Origin of the sequence: Nocardiopsis sediminis (assembly GCF_042650565.1) — a bacterium.
GTDB classification, from domain to species: Bacteria; Actinomycetota; Actinomycetes; order Streptosporangiales; family Streptosporangiaceae; genus Nocardiopsis_B; species Nocardiopsis_B sediminis.
Genome location: NZ_JBHSBH010000008.1, coordinates 243,401 through 259,300 on the forward strand (window position 1 = coordinate 243,401; position 15,900 = coordinate 259,300).

General features: G+C 70.5%; 11 protein-coding genes and 2 CRISPR repeat arrays (1 of these 13 running past the window's edge). All 11 genes read left to right on the forward strand.

What is annotated here, in order from left to right; translation table 11 throughout:
- Window positions 1–107 precede the first annotated feature (107 nt).
- A complete protein-coding gene (locus ACFOVU_RS12845) occupies window positions 108–2,456 on the forward strand; it encodes a glycoside hydrolase family 48 protein (RefSeq protein ID WP_378533203.1) in 2,349 nt (782 codons plus the stop codon).
- Between the two features lie 140 nt (window positions 2,457–2,596).
- Window positions 2,597–3,592, forward strand: a complete 996-nt coding sequence (locus ACFOVU_RS12850; RefSeq protein WP_378533205.1) for a glycoside hydrolase family 5 protein — start codon at window positions 2,597–2,599, stop codon at window positions 3,590–3,592.
- Between the two features lie 253 nt (window positions 3,593–3,845).
- The gene (locus ACFOVU_RS12855; RefSeq protein ID WP_378533207.1) at window positions 3,846–4,583 is read left to right on the forward strand and encodes a lytic polysaccharide monooxygenase auxiliary activity family 9 protein; all 738 of its coding nucleotides are present in this window, start codon (window positions 3,846–3,848) and stop codon (window positions 4,581–4,583) included.
- A gap of 472 nt (window positions 4,584–5,055) precedes the next feature.
- Window positions 5,056–5,877: a CRISPR direct-repeat array (repeat unit 29 nt; unit sequence CTGCTCCCCGCGCACGCGGGGATGGTCCC).
- 735 nt (window positions 5,878–6,612) lie between these two features.
- Complete coding sequence (gene cas3 / locus ACFOVU_RS12860; RefSeq protein WP_378533209.1) at window positions 6,613–9,552, forward strand: CRISPR-associated helicase Cas3'; 2,940 nt, start codon at window positions 6,613–6,615, stop codon at window positions 9,550–9,552.
- Complete coding sequence (gene casA, locus ACFOVU_RS12865; RefSeq protein ID WP_378533211.1) at window positions 9,542–11,203, forward strand: type I-E CRISPR-associated protein Cse1/CasA; 1,662 nt, start codon at window positions 9,542–9,544, stop codon at window positions 11,201–11,203. The genes cas3 and casA overlap by 11 nt, the downstream gene beginning before the upstream one ends.
- Complete coding sequence (gene casB / locus ACFOVU_RS12870; protein WP_378533213.1) at window positions 11,200–11,880, forward strand: type I-E CRISPR-associated protein Cse2/CasB; 681 nt, start codon at window positions 11,200–11,202, stop codon at window positions 11,878–11,880. The genes casA and casB overlap by 4 nt, the downstream gene beginning before the upstream one ends.
- Window positions 11,877–13,058, forward strand: coding sequence for a type I-E CRISPR-associated protein Cas7/Cse4/CasC (gene cas7e, locus ACFOVU_RS12875; RefSeq protein WP_378533215.1), 1,182 nt, complete (start codon window positions 11,877–11,879; stop codon window positions 13,056–13,058). Before casB ends, cas7e begins: the two co-directional genes overlap by 4 nt.
- A complete protein-coding gene (cas5e, locus tag ACFOVU_RS12880; RefSeq protein WP_378533217.1) occupies window positions 13,055–13,768 on the forward strand; it encodes a type I-E CRISPR-associated protein Cas5/CasD in 714 nt (237 codons plus the stop codon). The genes cas7e and cas5e overlap by 4 nt, the downstream gene beginning before the upstream one ends.
- Complete coding sequence (gene cas6e / locus ACFOVU_RS12885; RefSeq protein WP_378533219.1) at window positions 13,768–14,496, forward strand: type I-E CRISPR-associated protein Cas6/Cse3/CasE; 729 nt, start codon at window positions 13,768–13,770, stop codon at window positions 14,494–14,496. Before cas5e ends, cas6e begins: the two co-directional genes overlap by 1 nt.
- A 3-nt stretch (window positions 14,497–14,499) precedes the next feature.
- The gene (cas1e, locus tag ACFOVU_RS12890; RefSeq protein ID WP_378533221.1) at window positions 14,500–15,453 is read left to right on the forward strand and encodes a type I-E CRISPR-associated endonuclease Cas1e; all 954 of its coding nucleotides are present in this window, start codon (window positions 14,500–14,502) and stop codon (window positions 15,451–15,453) included.
- Entirely contained in the window at window positions 15,450–15,803 is a 354-nt protein-coding gene (gene cas2e, locus ACFOVU_RS12895) for a type I-E CRISPR-associated endoribonuclease Cas2e (protein ID WP_378533223.1), read from the forward strand. Before cas1e ends, cas2e begins: the two co-directional genes overlap by 4 nt.
- Before the next feature lie 90 nt (window positions 15,804–15,893).
- Window positions 15,894–15,900: direct repeats of the CRISPR family, unit length 30 nt; it runs 390 nt beyond the window's last position.

Consider the following 15,900-nt stretch of genomic DNA (forward strand, 5'->3'; position numbering starts at 1 on the left):
CCCCGCCCCCACCGTTCCCCCGCCGCGCCCGCGGCCGGTCCGGGCCAGCCCCGCCCACCGGCCGCGGCGTGCCGGGGGATCGACCGACCCTTGGAGGTCGTCCCCCGATGAGATCCCCTGCACCCGCCCCGGCGCGATGGCGCGCGCCCGCGGCGGCACTGACCGCGGCGATCGCCACGGCGGCGCTGCTGTCGCCGGGCCCGGCCCAGGCCGAGGAGCCCGACCCCGCGGTCGTCTTCACCCCCTCGGCGCTCAGCCTGCTCCAGGGCGAGACCGCCACGGCCGGCGTCCGCCTGGCCACCTCGCCCGACGACGACGTCACCGTCACCCTGGCCGCCGACGGCGCCGACGGCGACATCGCCATCGACGGCACCACCGAGCTGACCTTCACCCCCGACGACTGGTACACCCCCCAGCCCGTCACCGTCGCCTCGGCCGACGACAGCGGCGACCCCGCCACCGCGTCCTTCACCGCCGCCGCCGAGGGCCACGCCCCCGACACCGTCGAGGTCACCGAGCTCGACGCCGAGACCACCGCCGCCAGCGAGGCCGAGTTCCTCCAGCTCTACGAGAAGATCAAGGACCCCGCCAGCGGCTACTTCCGCGACTTCGGCGGCCTGCTCGTGCCCTACCACTCCGTCGAGACGCTGATGGTGGAGGCGCCCGACCACGGGCACGCCACCACCTCCGAGGCGTTCAGCTACTACCTGTGGCTGGAGGCCAGCTACGGCCGGATCACGGGGGAGTGGCAGCCGTTCAACGACGCCTGGGCGTCGATGGAGCAATTCATCATCCCCGGCACCGCCGACCAGCCCACCAACGCCTCCTACGACCCGCAGTCGCCGGCCACCTACATCGCCGAGCACCCCAGCCCCGCCGACTACCCCTCGCCGCTGGACAGCACCGCCCAGGCCGGGCAGGACCCCCTCGCCGACGAGCTGAGCGGGACCTACGGCACCGACGAGGTCTACGGCATGCACTGGCTGCTCGACGTCGACAACACCTACGGCTACGGGTTCTGCGGCGACGGCACCGATGACGCGCCCGCCTACATCAACACCTTCCAGCGCGGCTCGCAGGAATCGGTGTGGGAGACCGTCCCGCACCCCTCGTGCGAGACCTTCGACCACGGCGGCACCAACGGGTTCCTCGACCTGTTCACCGACGACGAGAACTACTCCGAGCAGTGGCGCTACACCAACGCCCCCGACGCCGACGCGCGCGCCGTCCAGGTCGCCTTCTGGGCCCAGCAGTGGGCCGAGGAGCAGGGCAACGGCGCCGCCATCGCCGACAACGTGGCCAACGCCGCCAAGATGGGCGACTACCTGCGCTACGCCATGTACGACAAGTACTTCAAGGAGATCGGCGACTGCGTCGGCGCCTCGGCGTGCGCTCCCGGCAGCGGCAAGAACAGCTCCCACTACCTGATGTCGTGGTACTACTCCTGGGGCGGCGCACTGGAGAGCGCGCAGTACCCGTGGGCCTGGCGCATCGGCGGCACCGCCGTCCACCAGGGCTACCAGAACGTCCTGGCCGCCTACGCGCTCTCCGAGGTCGACGGCCTCCAGCCCGACTCGCCCACGGGCGCCGAGGACTGGGGCACCAGCCTCGACCGCCAGCTCGAATTCCTCCAGTGGCTCCAGTCCGCCGACGGCGGCATCGCCGGCGGCGCCACCAACAACTGGGGCGGCTCCTACGCCCAGCCGCCGGCCGGCGCCGCGCAGTTCTACGGCATGTACTACGACCAGCAGCCCGTCTGGCACGACCCGCCGTCCAACCGGTGGTTCGGCTTCCAGGTCTGGAACCTGGAGCGCGTCGCCCAGTACTACCAGGTGACCGGCGACGAGCGCGCCGGGGCCATCCTCGACGAGTGGGTGCCCTGGGCCATGGCCAACACCACCGTGGGCACCGGCGGCGACTTCCAGGTGCCCGCCGACATGGAGTGGAGCGGCCAGCCCGACGACTGGACCGGCGAGCCCACCGGCAACGCGGGCCTGAGCGTCGAGGTCACCTCGCACGGCCAGGACGTCGGTGTGGCCGCCGCGCTGGCCAAGACCCTGCTGTACTACGCGGCCGGCTCCGGCGACACCGAGGCCCGCGCCATGGGCGAGGACCTGCTCGCGGCGCTGTCGGCCAACGCCGACGGCATCGGCATCGCCACACCCGAGACCCGCGCCGACTACGCGCGGTTCGACGACCCCTACGACGCCTCCTCCGGCCAGGGCCTCTACGTCCCCGAGGGCTGGAGCGGGACCATGGCCAACGGCGACCCCGTGAACGCCGACTCCACCTTCCTGTCCATCCGGTCCTTCTACGAGGACGACCCCGAGTGGAGCAAGGTGCAGTCCTACCTGGACAACCCCCAGGGTGCGGCGCCGGAGTTCACCTACCACCGCTTCTGGGCCCAGGTCGAGATCGCCACGGCCTTCGCCGCCCAGGACGAGCTGTTCGGCTGATGCCCGCGCCGCCGCGGGCCGCCCACCCGGGCCCGCGGCGGCACCGGCGCCGACCGGCCGCACCGGCACTGCGGCCGGTGCCCGGCCGGCGCCGCCACCGACGTACGGCACCACCCGCAAGGGGCTTGGAGACCATGACATTGAGACGCAGACACCGGCGCACCGCCGCTTGGGCGGCGGCCTTGGCCCTGGCCGGGACGGCGCTGGCGGCCGCGCCCGCCCACGCCGAGACCGGGTTCCGGGTCGACAACGGGCGCCTCCGGGACGCCAACGGCAACGAGTTCATCATGCGCGGCGTCAGCCACGCCCACACCTGGTTCCCCAACGAGACCGGCTCCTTCGCCGACATCAAGGCCAAGGGCGCCAACACCGTCCGCGTCGTCCTCAGCAGCGGGCAGCGCTGGACGGAGAACTCCGTCGACGACGTCGCCGCCGTCGTCGACGAGTGCACGGCCAACCGGCTCATCTGCGTCCTGGAGGTGCACGACACCACCGGGCGCGGCGACGAAGGGGCCGCCGCGACCCTGGACCAGGCGGTCGACTACTGGCTGCGGGTGCAGAGCGCGCTGGAGGGCCAGGAGGACTACGTCATCGTCAACATCGGCAACGAGCCCTACGGCAACAACGCCGAGCTCAACCAGGAGTGGGCGGGCGCGACCTCCGACGCCATCGTCCGGCTGCGCGACGCCGGGTTCGACCACACCCTGGTGGCAGACGCGCCCAACTGGGGCCAGGACTGGTCGTTCACCATGCGCGACAACGCGGCATCGGTGTTCACCGCCGACCCCGACGCCAACACCGTCTTCTCCATCCACATGTACGGCGTCTACGACACCGAGGAGGAGGTGCGCGCCTACCTCCAGTCCTTCGACGAGGCCGGGCTGCCGCTGATCGTCGGCGAGTTCGGCTCGATGCACAGCGACGGCGACCCCGACGAGGACGCCATCATGTCGGCCACCCGCGAGCTCGGCATCGGCTACATCGGCTGGTCCTGGAGCGGCAACAGCGGCGGCGTGGAGTACCTGGACATGGTGCAGGGCTTCGACCCGGCGTCGCCGACCCCCTGGGGCGAGCGGATCTTCAACGGCCCCGACGGCATCGTCGAGACCGCCGAGGAGGCCACCGTCTACCCCTGACCGGCGCCGCACCCCCATAGCCACCGCACCCCGTGCGCGGTGCCCGGCGTTCCCATGTCCACCACGCCCGTTCCCGCGCACCCGGCACCGGAAGAGAGGTGGTGCCCAGGAGCCTCCAACGCCCCCAATCCCCTGGGGCCGGCCGCATCCCTATCACCGCGGCCTCGTGCGGCCGGCCCCAGGCCACCCGCCCCACCGCCACCCCCGTTTCCCGCAACATGGCACGACACGATGTCGAGGAGGACCATCCCCCATGCGATCCCGACGCCGACTCACCGCTCTGGGCGCCCTGGCCGGCCTGGCCGGCGCGCTCGCGGTCGTCGTCCCCGCCAGCCCCGCCCTGGCCCACGGCGGGTTCACCTACCCCGCGACCCGCACCTACGCCTGCTACGTCGACGCCCGCGAGGGCAGCGGCGGCGGCGACCTCCAGCCCACCAACCCCGCCTGCGCCGCTGCGCTGGAGCAGGGCGGCAGCTACGCGTTCTGGAACTGGTTCGGCAACCTCATCAGCGACGCCGACGGCAACCACCGCGACGTCGTGCCCGACGGCAAGCTGTGCGGCCCCACCGAGCAGTTCGACGGCTTCACCCAGGCGCGGTCGGACTGGCCCACGACCGAGCTGCAATCGGGCGCCGACGTCACCTTCCTGCACAACGCCTGGGCGCAGCACCCGGGCCGCTTCGACCAGTACATCACCAAGGACGGCTGGGACCCCTCGCAGCCGCTGACCTGGGACGACCTGGAGCCCGAGCCGTTCGACACGGTGACCGACCCGCCGCTGCGCGACGGCGGCGAACAGGGCGCGGAGTACTACTGGGACACGACGCTGCCGGAGAAGAGCGGCTACCACGTCATCTACTCGATCTGGACGCGCTCGGACAGCCCCGAGGCGTTCTACAACTGCTCCGACGTCATTTTCACCGGCGGCGCCGAGGCCGCCGATGAGGAGGGCGGCACCGTCGCCACCGGCGCGCAGTACGCGCTGCGCTAGGTGGGCACCCTCAGACCACCGACGACGGCGACCGGAGGGGCGGGGCGGGCGCACGCGGCGCACCGCCCCTCCGGCGTGCCCGCGCGACCCGCAGTGCCGGTCGTCAGGTTCGAGACGATCGAGACCAACATCTTGGACGTCACGTCCTCGCCGAATCTGACTTAAGACAGAAGGATCAGGCGATGGACTGGCAAGAACGCAGGAACCTGCCCCCCAGGCCGGCCGTTCGCTGTCGAGCGGCTGCGCGTGGCAGACAGCGGCGTCGCGAGCGTTGGCGAGTTGGAGTCACCGCGACCGGCTCAGATCGACGTCGAAGACCAGGTCTTCGCCATGGATCAAAGCCAGGAGAACTGACCATTGGCGCGGCCTTGGGGTATTCATGTGCATGAATCCGTTTTGTGTATGAGTGTCGCTTTCATTGGGAGTGAAGAAAAACAGGGGAGGCGTAACATAAACATGCAGGTCGTTTAGCCTGCTCCCCGCGCACGCGGGGATGGTCCCCTGACACGGGCCGTTCCCTGGGCGCCCGGTAACTGCTCCCCGCGCACGCGGGGATGGTCCCAGCTCATGTACCTGGTGAGGCGCTACCTCTACCTGCTCCCCGCGCACGCGGGGATGGTCCCTCCTACCAGATGCGCGAGCAGGCGCGGTGCCACTGCTCCCCGCGCACGCGGGGATGGTCCGGCATCGTCTCGGTCGGCCTCGGCGGCGGTACCTGCTCCCCGCGCACGCGGGGATGGTCCCAGCCGCACCCCTGCTGCCCGCATCGCCCCCCTGCTGCTCCTCGCGCACGCGGGGATGGTCCCCCGCCGAAGATCTACACCGCCGTGTACACGGCCTGCTCCCCGCGCACGCGGGGATGGTCCCGGCACAACATCGATCCTCTCGGCCGTATCCGGCTGCTCCCCGCGCACGCGGGGATGGTCCCAGAACGCCCATGGCCCCGGAACGTCCGGGGCCCTGCTCCCCGCGCACGCGGGGATGGTCCCCGGCTGGGGGAACGGGACCACGCGGCCCCCCTCTGCTCCCCGCGCACGCGGGGATGGTCCCCGGATCCCCCGCCTACGACACCCACACCCGCGCTGCTCCCCGCGCAGGCGGGGATGGTCCCCGTCGCCGCGCAGCGCTTCCCGCGGATCCAGGCTGCTCCCCGCGCAGGCGGGGATGGTCCTCCATCGGCACCGATACCCCGCCGTCCAGTGAACTGCTCCCCGCGCAGGCGGGGATGGTCCCGTCGTCGGGGCGCTGCTCGACCACGGCCGCGTCTGCTCCCCGCGCACGTGGGCGTGATCCGCGCCCAAGCAGCGTGAGACCATGTGCATACGCACACGGGGAGTGAGTCCCCTCGCTCAGGATGAGATCAGATGGTCGAAGAACGTATACCCTCCCCCGAGGGTCAGGAGACCAGCGAGAACGGCATCTGCGGGATGGTGGTCGGCGCTCAGAGTGAGCAGAGCCACCACAGCCGCAGAAAGGCCACTGAGAACCGCCAGTAGCGCGAAGCGCAGACTCACGGGTTTGCCAGGCGGAGGCGTCGCGGACGATGGGGCACACGACTGGGGGGGTTTGGGGGGTATGGTGGAGCCACTCATGTGATCCTCTAGGTCAAGGGTTGCTGACACGAAGGGCCCCTGTGGTTTGGCGACCGGGGCCCTTCGTCATGTCTGGACCGCCATTGCTGGGCGGCGTGCGAACACAGAGGGAGCCTAACACGCTGCGGGGCGCGACGTGAGGCAGATCGCCTTGGTCAAAGGTACGTAGGAAAGAGAAGCTAGACCGTTGCCCAACGAAGAGCTTCTTCGGTTACGGTGGCTTCAGCAGCCCTAGGTTGTTTCCCTTCGCATGGAGGGATGACCCCGGTCTAGCGTCGCTCTTGACGTCACTTTGAATATGCTCCCCGCGCACGCGGGGATTGACCTGGGTGGGCCGGAGGTGTGGGCCGGGACCCAGCCTCCGGCCCTGCATGTTCGGGTGTGTCGATTTTCCTGATCTGCCTGCCTTGGGGGCCCTCGTGCGGTTGACTGGCGCCATGGATTTCGCGGGCTGCCTCCCATCCTGGCCCAGTGGACTTTCCGTAGCCGCGCGGACCGTGTGGGCCAAGCACGACTTCGACTCCGAGGGCTGGCTGCCGCTGTGGCGGCATATGGCCGACAGTGCCGCTGTTGCCGAGCGGTTGTGGGACGAATGGGTTCCCGACCGAGTGCGTCGGCTGGTGGCCGCCGCTGTGCCGGGGGGCGCCGATGATGCCCGGCGGATGGCCGTCTGGTTGGCGGCCATCCACGACATCGGGAAGGCCACACCGTCCTTCGCCTGCCAAGTGGACGGGCTTGCCGAGGCTATGCGTCGAGCGGGCCTGGAGATGCGGTTGCAGAAGCAGATGCCCGACCGCAGACTCGCCCCGCACGGGCTGGCCGGTCAGATACTGCTCCAGGAATGGCTCGTCGGGCGCCACGATTGGGGCAGACAGGCCACGCTTCAACTGTCCGTCATCGTCGGCGGCCACCACGGCATCGCACCGACGCACGCCGACATCGCCGAGCTGGCACGGCACCAGTCGCTCTTACGCACCCGCGGCAGCGAGGAAGTGTGGCGCGGCGTCCAGCACGAACTACTCGACGCGGCCACCGCGGTCTGCGGCGTGCGGAACCGTATCGCCGACTGGCGGACAATGGCGCTGCCGCAGTCGACGCAGGTACTGCTGACCGGCCTCGTGATCGTCGCCGACTGGATCGCCAGCAACCCGGAGCTCTTCCCCTACTTCCCCCGCGAGCGCGGCAGCGACCCGGAGCGCATCGAGACGGCATGGCGCGGACTCGCCCTGCCGCGTCCAGGGGTCGCGGTCGAGCCTGAAGCCGGTCCCGATGGCATCTTCGCCACCCGTTTCGACCTGCCCGCCGGCGCCCGCCCCCGCCCCGTGCAGGAAGCCGCCGTGACCATGGCCCGCGAAACGGCCGCGCCCGGCCTGATGGTGATCGAGGCGCCCATGGGAGAGGGCAAGACCGAGGCCGCCCTCGCCGTCGCCGAGATCTTCGCCGCTCGCTCCGGAGCCGGCGGCTGCTTCGTCGCCCTGCCCACCATGGCCACCGGCAACGCCATGTTCCCCCGCTTGCTCGTCTGGCTGAACCATCTGCCCGACGCTCGCGTGGAAACCGGCGCGCATTCGGTGTTCCTCGCCCACTCCAAGGCGGCCCTCAACGAGCGTTTCACCGAGCTGATGGGGGCCGGGCGCCGTGCGCTGGCGGGTATCGCCCCCGACGGCGGCGGGGACCATTGGGCCCACCGAGGCGACGCCCATGCGGCTTCGGCCGAATTGGTCGCCCACCATTGGCTGCGCGGACGCAAGAAGGGGATGTTGTCGAGCTTCACCGTGGGCACCATCGATCAGCTGCTGTTCGCCGGGCTGAAGAGCCGGCACCTGGCGCTGCGCCACCTCGCTCTGGCGGGCAAGGTCGTGGTGATCGACGAGGCCCACGCCTACGACACCTACATGAACGCCTACCTCGACCGCGTCCTGGAATGGCTGGGTGCCTACGGGGTGCCGGTGGTGGTGCTTTCGGCGACGCTGCCGGCCGCGCGGCGCCGTGAACTCGCCCGAGCCTACGCCGCAGGCGCCACCTCTTCCGCTTCCGCGGAGTCCGAAGCCGTCTTCGACGCGGTGCAGGCGGCGCAGGGCTATCCGCTCATCACCACGGTCGCGCCGGGCGCCGCGCCGCGGATCGCGGTCCCCGGCGCCTCGGGCCGCGCTACATCGGTGCGCCTGGAGCGCCTCGACGACGATGCCGAACGGCTGGCCGACCGGCTTGAGCTGGAACTCGACGGGGGCGGGTGCGCCCTGGTGGTGCGCAACACGGTCCGCCGTGTCCTGGAAACCGCCGCCCACCTGCGCAAGCGGTTCGGCGATGCTCAGGTCACCGTCGCCCACGCCCGCTTTCTTGACCTGGATCGCTCCGACAACGATGCGCAACTGCTCGCCGAGTTCGGCCCTCCGGGGAATGCCGCCGATCGGGACGGGATGCGGCCCGACAAACGCATCGTGGTCGCCAGCCAGGTCGTCGAGCAGTCCCTCGACGTCGACTTCGACCTGCTGGTCAGCGACCTGGCGCCGGTCGACCTGCTGTTGCAGCGCATGGGCCGCCTGCACCGCCATCAGCGTGGCCCCGGCCAGGTCGAGCGCCCGCCCCGGCTGCGCGCCGCCCGTTGCTTGATCACCGGCGTTGACTGGGACGCCCGCGTACCGCAACCGGTCCGGGGATCGCGCGCTGTCTACCGGACCTACCCGCTGCTGTGCTCGCTAGCGGTACTGGAGCCGTATCTGTCGCACACCGCCCCGACGGGAAGCACGGTGCGCCTGCCCGAAGACATCAGCCCGCTGGTGCAGCGCGCCTACGGCGACCAGGTGGTCACTCTCTCGGAGTGGGCCGAGGCGCGGGCCGCCCACGAAACGCTGCGGGCGGAGCAGCGGTATAAGGCTGAGGCGTTCCTGCTCAACCGGCAGGCGCGTCCCGGCCGGGCCCTGGTGGGCTGGGTGGAGGCCGGGGTCGGAGACGTGGAGGACACCCGCGGTGGCAAGGCCCAGGTGCGCGACAGCCAAGAGAGCGTGGAGGTCCTGGTCGTGCAGCGGCGCTCCGACGGCACGCTGGCCACGGTTCCCTGGCTGTCCCCCGACCGGGACGGACACGCGCGAGGTGGGCTGGAGCTGCCGACCGACGCAGCCCCTGGCGCCCGCCTGGCCCGGATCGTGGTCGCCTGCGGCCTGCGTCTGCCGCCGGAGTTCTCCGACCCCCGCACCCTGGACGCGGCGATCGCCGAACTCGAAGCCGACTGCCTTCCCGCCTGGCAGACCAAGGAGGCGCACTGGCTCGCCGGCGAGCTGATCCTCGTCATCGACGAGAACTGTCGTCGCCACCTGGCAGGCTACGAACTCCACTACAGCCGCTCCGACGGTCTTGAGGTCCACCGTGTCCGATGAGATCCCTCCGCTCTCCTTCGACCTGATCGCTCGTCCGTGGATCCCCGTCCAGCGTCTGGACGGCAGTGAGGAAGAGCTGTCGCTGCGGGAAGTCGTGGAGCAGGCCGTCTCATTGCGCCGTATCGTCGGAGACGTGCCCACCCAGGAGTTCGCGCTGGTGCGGCTGGTGCTGGCGATCGTTCACGACGCCATCGAGGGTCCGCGCGACTCCGAGCACTGTGCGGAGCTGTGGCGGGACGGATTGCCCTCCGAGCGCATCGCCGCCTACCTGGACCGGTGCCGCGATCGCTTCGATCTGCTGCACCCCCGGACACCGTTCTTCCAGGTCGCCGATCTGCGCACGGCCAAGGACGAGTACTTCGCCCTCGACCGCATCGTCGCCGACGTGCCCAACGGCGCACCGTTCTTCACCATGCGGGCCCGCGGTGTCGGCCGCCTCGGTTTCGCCGAGGCCGCCCGGTGGGTCGTGCACGTCCACGCCTACGACCCCTCCGGCATCAAGTCCGGGGCAGTGGGCGACCACCGCGTCAAAGGGGGCAAGGGCTACCCGCAAGGGGTGGGGTGGACGGGCAACCTCGGCGGCGTGCTCGTCGAAGGTGACAACCTGCATGAGACCCTGCTGCTCAACTTGATCGCGGCCGATGCCGACAACCTTCACATCGACGCCGACGACCGACCCGCCTGGCGCCGCGACTCGCCCGGGGCGGCCCCCGCCGATGCCCGTGAGTTGGCGGCGCGCCCCAGCGGAGTCCGCGACCTTTACACCTGGCAGAGCCGCCGCCTGCGGCTGCGATACGACGCCGAGGGGGTGTACGGCGCGCTGCTGGCTTACGGCGACCCGCTGACCCCGCACAACCTGCACAACCGCGAGCCGATGACCTCCTGGAGGCGCAGCCCCGCCCAAGAGAAGAAGCTGGGCCGGTCGCAGGTCTACCTGCCGCGCGAGCACGATCCCACGCGCACCGCCTGGCGCGGACTGGCCGCCCTGATCACCGGCCGGGCGACCGGAGCCGAGCAGCGCAAGGAGGCCGCCGCGGTGGTGCGCCCTCGCGTGCTCGACTGGGTCAACCGGCTGGCCAACGAAGGGCTGCTGGCACACGATCACCTGATTCGCGTACGGCTGTGCGGCGTCGTCTACGGCACCCAGCAGTCGGTCATCGACGAGATCGTCGACGACGGCGTCGCCATGGCCGTAGCCGTGCTCCACCAGCGCGACGCCGAACTCGGCCAGACCGCGGTCGACGCGGTCGGCGACGCCGAACGCGCGGTCACCGCCCTGGGCGATCTCGCCCAGCGACTCGCGCAGGCAGCCGGCGCCGAGACCGAAGGCCCGAAGGCCACGGCCCGCGACCTTGGCTTCGCGGCACTCGACGGGCCCTTCCGCCACTGGCTGCACGGACTCCACGCCGACGACGATCCCGAAGCGAAACGCGGCGAATGGCAGCGCTGCGCCCGCCGCACGGTCCTCGACCTCGGCAAGCAGCTGGTCGACCAGGCGGGCGACGCGGCCTGGACAGGCCGGCTCATCGACACCGGAACCGGGTCGTTCTGGCTCACGGCTGGCGGCGCCGACCTGCGATTTCGCGCGGAGCTGAAGAAGAGGCTTCCGATGTCCACCACAGACGAGCAGACAGACGAGGCACGAACGTGACCACCACCGGCACCAAACGCACGCCCCCCTTGCGGTGGGTCGGCGCCTTCGTCGACGAACGCGTCCGCGAAATCCAGAACGGTTACATCCACGACCGCTCCGGCGCCGTGGCTACCCTGGCCCAACTGCGGCGCGGCGCGGGCAAAACCATCGAGGCGGTCCCCGAACTGTGGGGCCTGACGCTGGACGATCGCTTCTACGAGACCATGCCGCCCTTCCTCCGACGAGAAGAGAAGGCGAATGAGCAGGAGGAAGCGGAGGACGCCGCCCACATCGCGCTGACGCTCTTCGCGGTGCACCAGCAGTCCCGCCGTGAGGAGCGCATGCACCAGCGCGGACGCGACCTGGGCGCAGCCGTGCGTCGGCTCATACCGCCCGGCGACATCGACGAGCCGCTGCGGCGACGCTTCGTCCAGGTCGGCACCGCCCACGACCTGGCCACCCTTGCCTTCCGGCTGCGCGAGATCGTTGTGCTGCTACGGCGCGACGCCGTGGCCCTCGACTACGGCCTGCTGGCCGACCAGATCCACCGCTTCCAGCAACCCGGCGGCCGAAGCGACGTTCGCGCCGCCTGGGGGCGCGGCTTTCACGCCTCCCTCACCACCGCAGCCGGCGGCAGCGACACGTCGCCAGCCACGATCGAGCCCTCCACCGAGACCGACGAGGACCGCCCATGAGCCGCACCATCCTGGACCTGCACATCTTGCAGACCGTCCCGCCCAGCAACATCAACCGCGATGACACCGGCGCGCCCAAGACCGCCCTCTACGGCGGCGTCCGCCGCGCCCGGGTCTCCAGCCAAGCCTGGAAACGCGCCACCCGTATGGCCTTCGACGACATGCTCGACGCCGGCGAACTGGGCATCCGCACCAAACGCGTCGCCGAGCTGCTGGCCGAGCGCATCCGCCGCATCGACGGCTCGATCGAGGAGCGCGATGCGTGGACGCTGGCCGCCGAGACCGTGCGGACCGCCACCGGCTCCAAGATCGAGGTGCCCAAGCGCAAAGCCGACGCTGCCAAGAAGCGCGGCGAAGACGCCCCGGCGCCCGAGTCGGCCTACCTGATGTTCCTCAGTGCCCGCCAGCTCGACGCCCTGGCCGGGCTCGCCGTCCAAGGCCGCGCCGACATCACGGCCTTCCTCAAGGACAACAAGAAGCGCGCCAAGGAACTCGCCGACACCCGACACTCGGTGGACATCGCCCTGTTCGGGCGGATGGTGGCTGATGGAGCCGACGTCAACGTCGACGCCGCCGCCCAAGTCGCCCACGCCATCAGCGTGCACCCGGTGGAGAACGAGTCCGACTACTACACCGCGGTCGACGATGAGAACCCCGACGAAGAAACCGGCGCCGGCATGATCGGCGTCGTCGAATTCAACTCCGCCACGCTGTACCGCTACGCGGCCCTCGACGTCGACCTGCTGCGCAAGAACCTGGGGGAGGGGCTGCGTGAGGATGAACCGGTCACCGAGCCGCTGCGCCGCGCCGTCGAGGCCTTCGTGCGCGGATTCGTCGAGTCGCTGCCCACCGGAAAGCGCAATACCTTCGGCCACAACACCCTGCCCGACGCAGTGATAGTGAAGCTGCGCAGCACACGGCCCGTCAGCTTCGTCAGCGCCTTCGAGGAGCCGGTCGAGATGGGACGCGGCCACGTTCGCGAAGCCAGCGAGCGCCTAGCCCAGTACATCGGTGAGATCGAGACGGCCTACGGGATCGCCGGCGACACCAAGACCTGGGTGCTGCGGGTCGGGCCCAACACCACCAAGCTCGGCGGGCTGGGCACCGAACTGCCCCTGGCCCAACTCGTCTCCGCCGTCGGCGCCGCGGCGGTCGAGCAGGCGGCAGCCCCGGCATGAGCGTCCTCCTGCTCCAGCTGGCCGGCCCCCTACAGGCGTGGGGGTCAGCAGCCCGATTCGCCCGCCGCACCACCGAGAACGCGCCGACCAAGAGCGGTGTCCTCGGGCTGCTGGCCGCCGCCCAGGGGCGTGAACGCACCTCCGACCTGTCCGACCTGGCCGCTCTGCGATTCGGCGTGCGCCTGGACCAGCCCGGCACCCGCGTGCGCGACTACCAGACCGCCCGGCACCTCGACACGGGCGCGGCCATGCCCGTCTCCGAGCGCTTCTATCTGGCCGACGCGGTCTTCGTCGCGGCCGTGAAAGGCGAGGACGCGCTGATCGGCGAGCTGCACCGGGCGGTGCGCGCGCCGGAGTTCCTGCCCTACCTGGGGCGGCGCTCGTGTCCCCCGGCCCGGCCGATCGACATCGGCGTCCGCACCGGGATGGATCTGGAGGAGGCGCTGGCGGTCGAGGAATGGCGCGCCTCGACCTGGTATCAGCGCAGCCGGGCGCGGCAGGCCACCGTCACCCTCACCACCCTGATCGACGCCGCTCCCGGCGCGACCGGCGCTGACAGCCGGCGCGACCTGCCTTTGAGCTTCGACCCCCTGCACCGCCGCTACGCCCTGCGCGGTCTGCGCACCGACACGGTCGAGGTGGCCAACCCTCGGGCCCGCCGACCAGCTGTACCGGCCCACGATCCGACGAGTCTGCTGGGAGGCGACTGATGCACCTCACCCGCTTCCGCCTCAACACAGCGCGCGGCGGCGCGCGGCGGCTTCTCGCCTCCCCGCGCGCCATGCATGCTGCGGTGGTGAACGCGTTTCCCGAGGTGCTGCCCACCGACCCTGATACGCCGCGGGTGCTGTGGCGGGTGGACCGCAACGCCAAGGCCGAAGTGTTCCTCTACATCGTCAGCCCCACTCCGCCTGATCTCACCCACGTTGTGGAGCAGGCCGGCTGGAAGCAGCGATCGAACTGGCAGACCTACGACTACGACCCGTTCCTATCCCGGCTGGCAAAGGGCGACACCTGGGCGTTTCGCCTTACCGCCAACCCTGTGCACAGCGTTCGCCGCGGTGACGGCGAACCCACCAAGGTCACCGCGCACGTCACTCCGCGCCACCAGATGCAGTGGCTGCTGCAGCGTCAGGAAGCCGCGGGATTCCGGATTCTGGAGAAACCCCGAGAGCAGCGCCTGCTGCCTGAGGGCGACGAATACGAACTGCTCGTCCATGAGCGCCGCGACCGCTCCTTCGACAAACCTGCCGAGGATCGCGAGGCGCAGACGAAGGGACGCGAGCGCCGGAAGAGGCGCGTCACCCTGGTCACCGCGACCTTCGATGGACGACTGGAAGTCGTGGACCCCGAGTTACTGCGCCGCACCTTGACCCACGGGCTCGGACGCGCCAAAGCCTACGGCTGCGGGCTGATGACTCTGGCCCCGGTGGGCTGAGCAGTGGCCACAGTGGGCAGGCGCAGCGCCGCCACCCCGCGCGAGCTGACCCGCGTCGCCGACCGGGTCTCCTTCGTCTACCTGGAGCGGTGTACCGTCCACCGCGACGCCAACGCCATCACCGCCGAGGACGGCGACGGCATCACCCACATCCCCTCGGCGACCATCGGGACCCTGCTGCTGGGGCCCGGAACCCGCGTCACCCACCAGGCCATGAGCGTGCTCGGCGAGTGCGGCGCCGGCGTCGTGTGGGTGGGCGAACAGGGAGTCCGCTTCTACGCGGGAGGCCGCTCACTTACCCGCTCGGCAGCACTGGTCGAGGCCCAGGCGCGCGCCTGGACCAACCGGACCACCCGGCTGGATGTCGCCCGCGCCATGTATCGGATGCGCTTTCCCGACGAGGACCCCGCCGGGCTGACCCGTCAGCAACTCCTGGGCAAGGAAGGTAGGAGGGTCAAGGATTTCTACCGCAAAGAGGCCGCCCGAGTCGGTCTACCGTGGAGGGGGCGGCGCTATGTTCCCGGCGATTTCGATGGCGGCGACCCGCCCAACCAGGGTGTCACCGCCGCGGCCCAGTGCCTCTACGGCGTCTGCCACGCAGTGGTGGCCGCCCTGGGGTGCGCGCCCGGACTGGGGTTCGTCCATTCCGGGCATGAGCTGTCCTTCGTGCTGGATGTGGCCGACCTCTACAAGACCGAAATTGGTATTCCGGTCGCTTTCGACACCGCGGCCGAAAGCCCCGAAGAGGTCGGCCCGCGTACCCGCCGGGCGCTGCGCGACCGGATCAACGCGACCGGGTTCCTGGACCGCTGCGTCCACGACGTCAAGAGTCTCCTGCTGCCTGAGGGGATCGACCGCGATGTCGCCGATGCCACCGTCGACCGTGTGGCGCTCCAGAGCGACCGCGGAGCCGAGGTGGAATCCGGGCGTAACTACGCTGACGGAGTGATCTGGTGACGATCATCGTGCTCACCAACTGCCCGGCCGGGCTGCGCGGTTTTCTCACCCGTTGGCTGTTGGAGATTTCCCCGGGTGTGTTCGTCGGGGGCCCTTCCGCGCGGATCCGAGAGGTCCTGTGGGCGGAGGTGCAGGAGTACGCAGGCAACGGCCGTGCGCTGCTTGCCTACGGCACCGACAACGAGCAGGGCTTCACGTTCCGGACCTTCGACCACAAGTGGCAGCCGGTCGACCATGAGGGCCTCACGCTCATCCGGCGTCCCCACGAGGGGCAGGCGGCTCTTTCCGTAACGCCTCCCAAGCGCGGATGGAGCAAAGCATCCAAACGCCGCCGCTTCGGAAACCGATGATGGGCCAGGGGCGCCGTCGGTGATTTGCCCGATTCCCTGGGAGTGAAGGAAACTGGCGTCTGCACTCGGGAAAGGCGCAGGTCATCAAGAGTGCTCC

Bases quoted from the DNA above. Each gene is read 5' to 3' on its own strand.
- ACFOVU_RS12845 (WP_378533203.1), top strand. From the start codon at position 108: ATGAGATCCCCTGCACCCGCCCCGGCGCGATGGCGCGCGCCCGCGGCG.
- ACFOVU_RS12855 (WP_378533207.1), top strand. From the start codon at position 3,846: ATGCGATCCCGACGCCGACTCACCGCTCTGGGCGCCCTGGCCGGCCTG.
- cas3 (WP_378533209.1), top strand. From the start codon at position 6,613: ATGGATTTCGCGGGCTGCCTCCCATCCTGGCCCAGTGGACTTTCCGTA.
- cas7e (WP_378533215.1), top strand. From the start codon at position 11,877: ATGAGCCGCACCATCCTGGACCTGCACATCTTGCAGACCGTCCCGCCC.
- cas5e (WP_378533217.1), top strand. From the start codon at position 13,055: ATGAGCGTCCTCCTGCTCCAGCTGGCCGGCCCCCTACAGGCGTGGGGG.
- cas6e (WP_378533219.1), top strand. From the start codon at position 13,768: ATGCACCTCACCCGCTTCCGCCTCAACACAGCGCGCGGCGGCGCGCGG.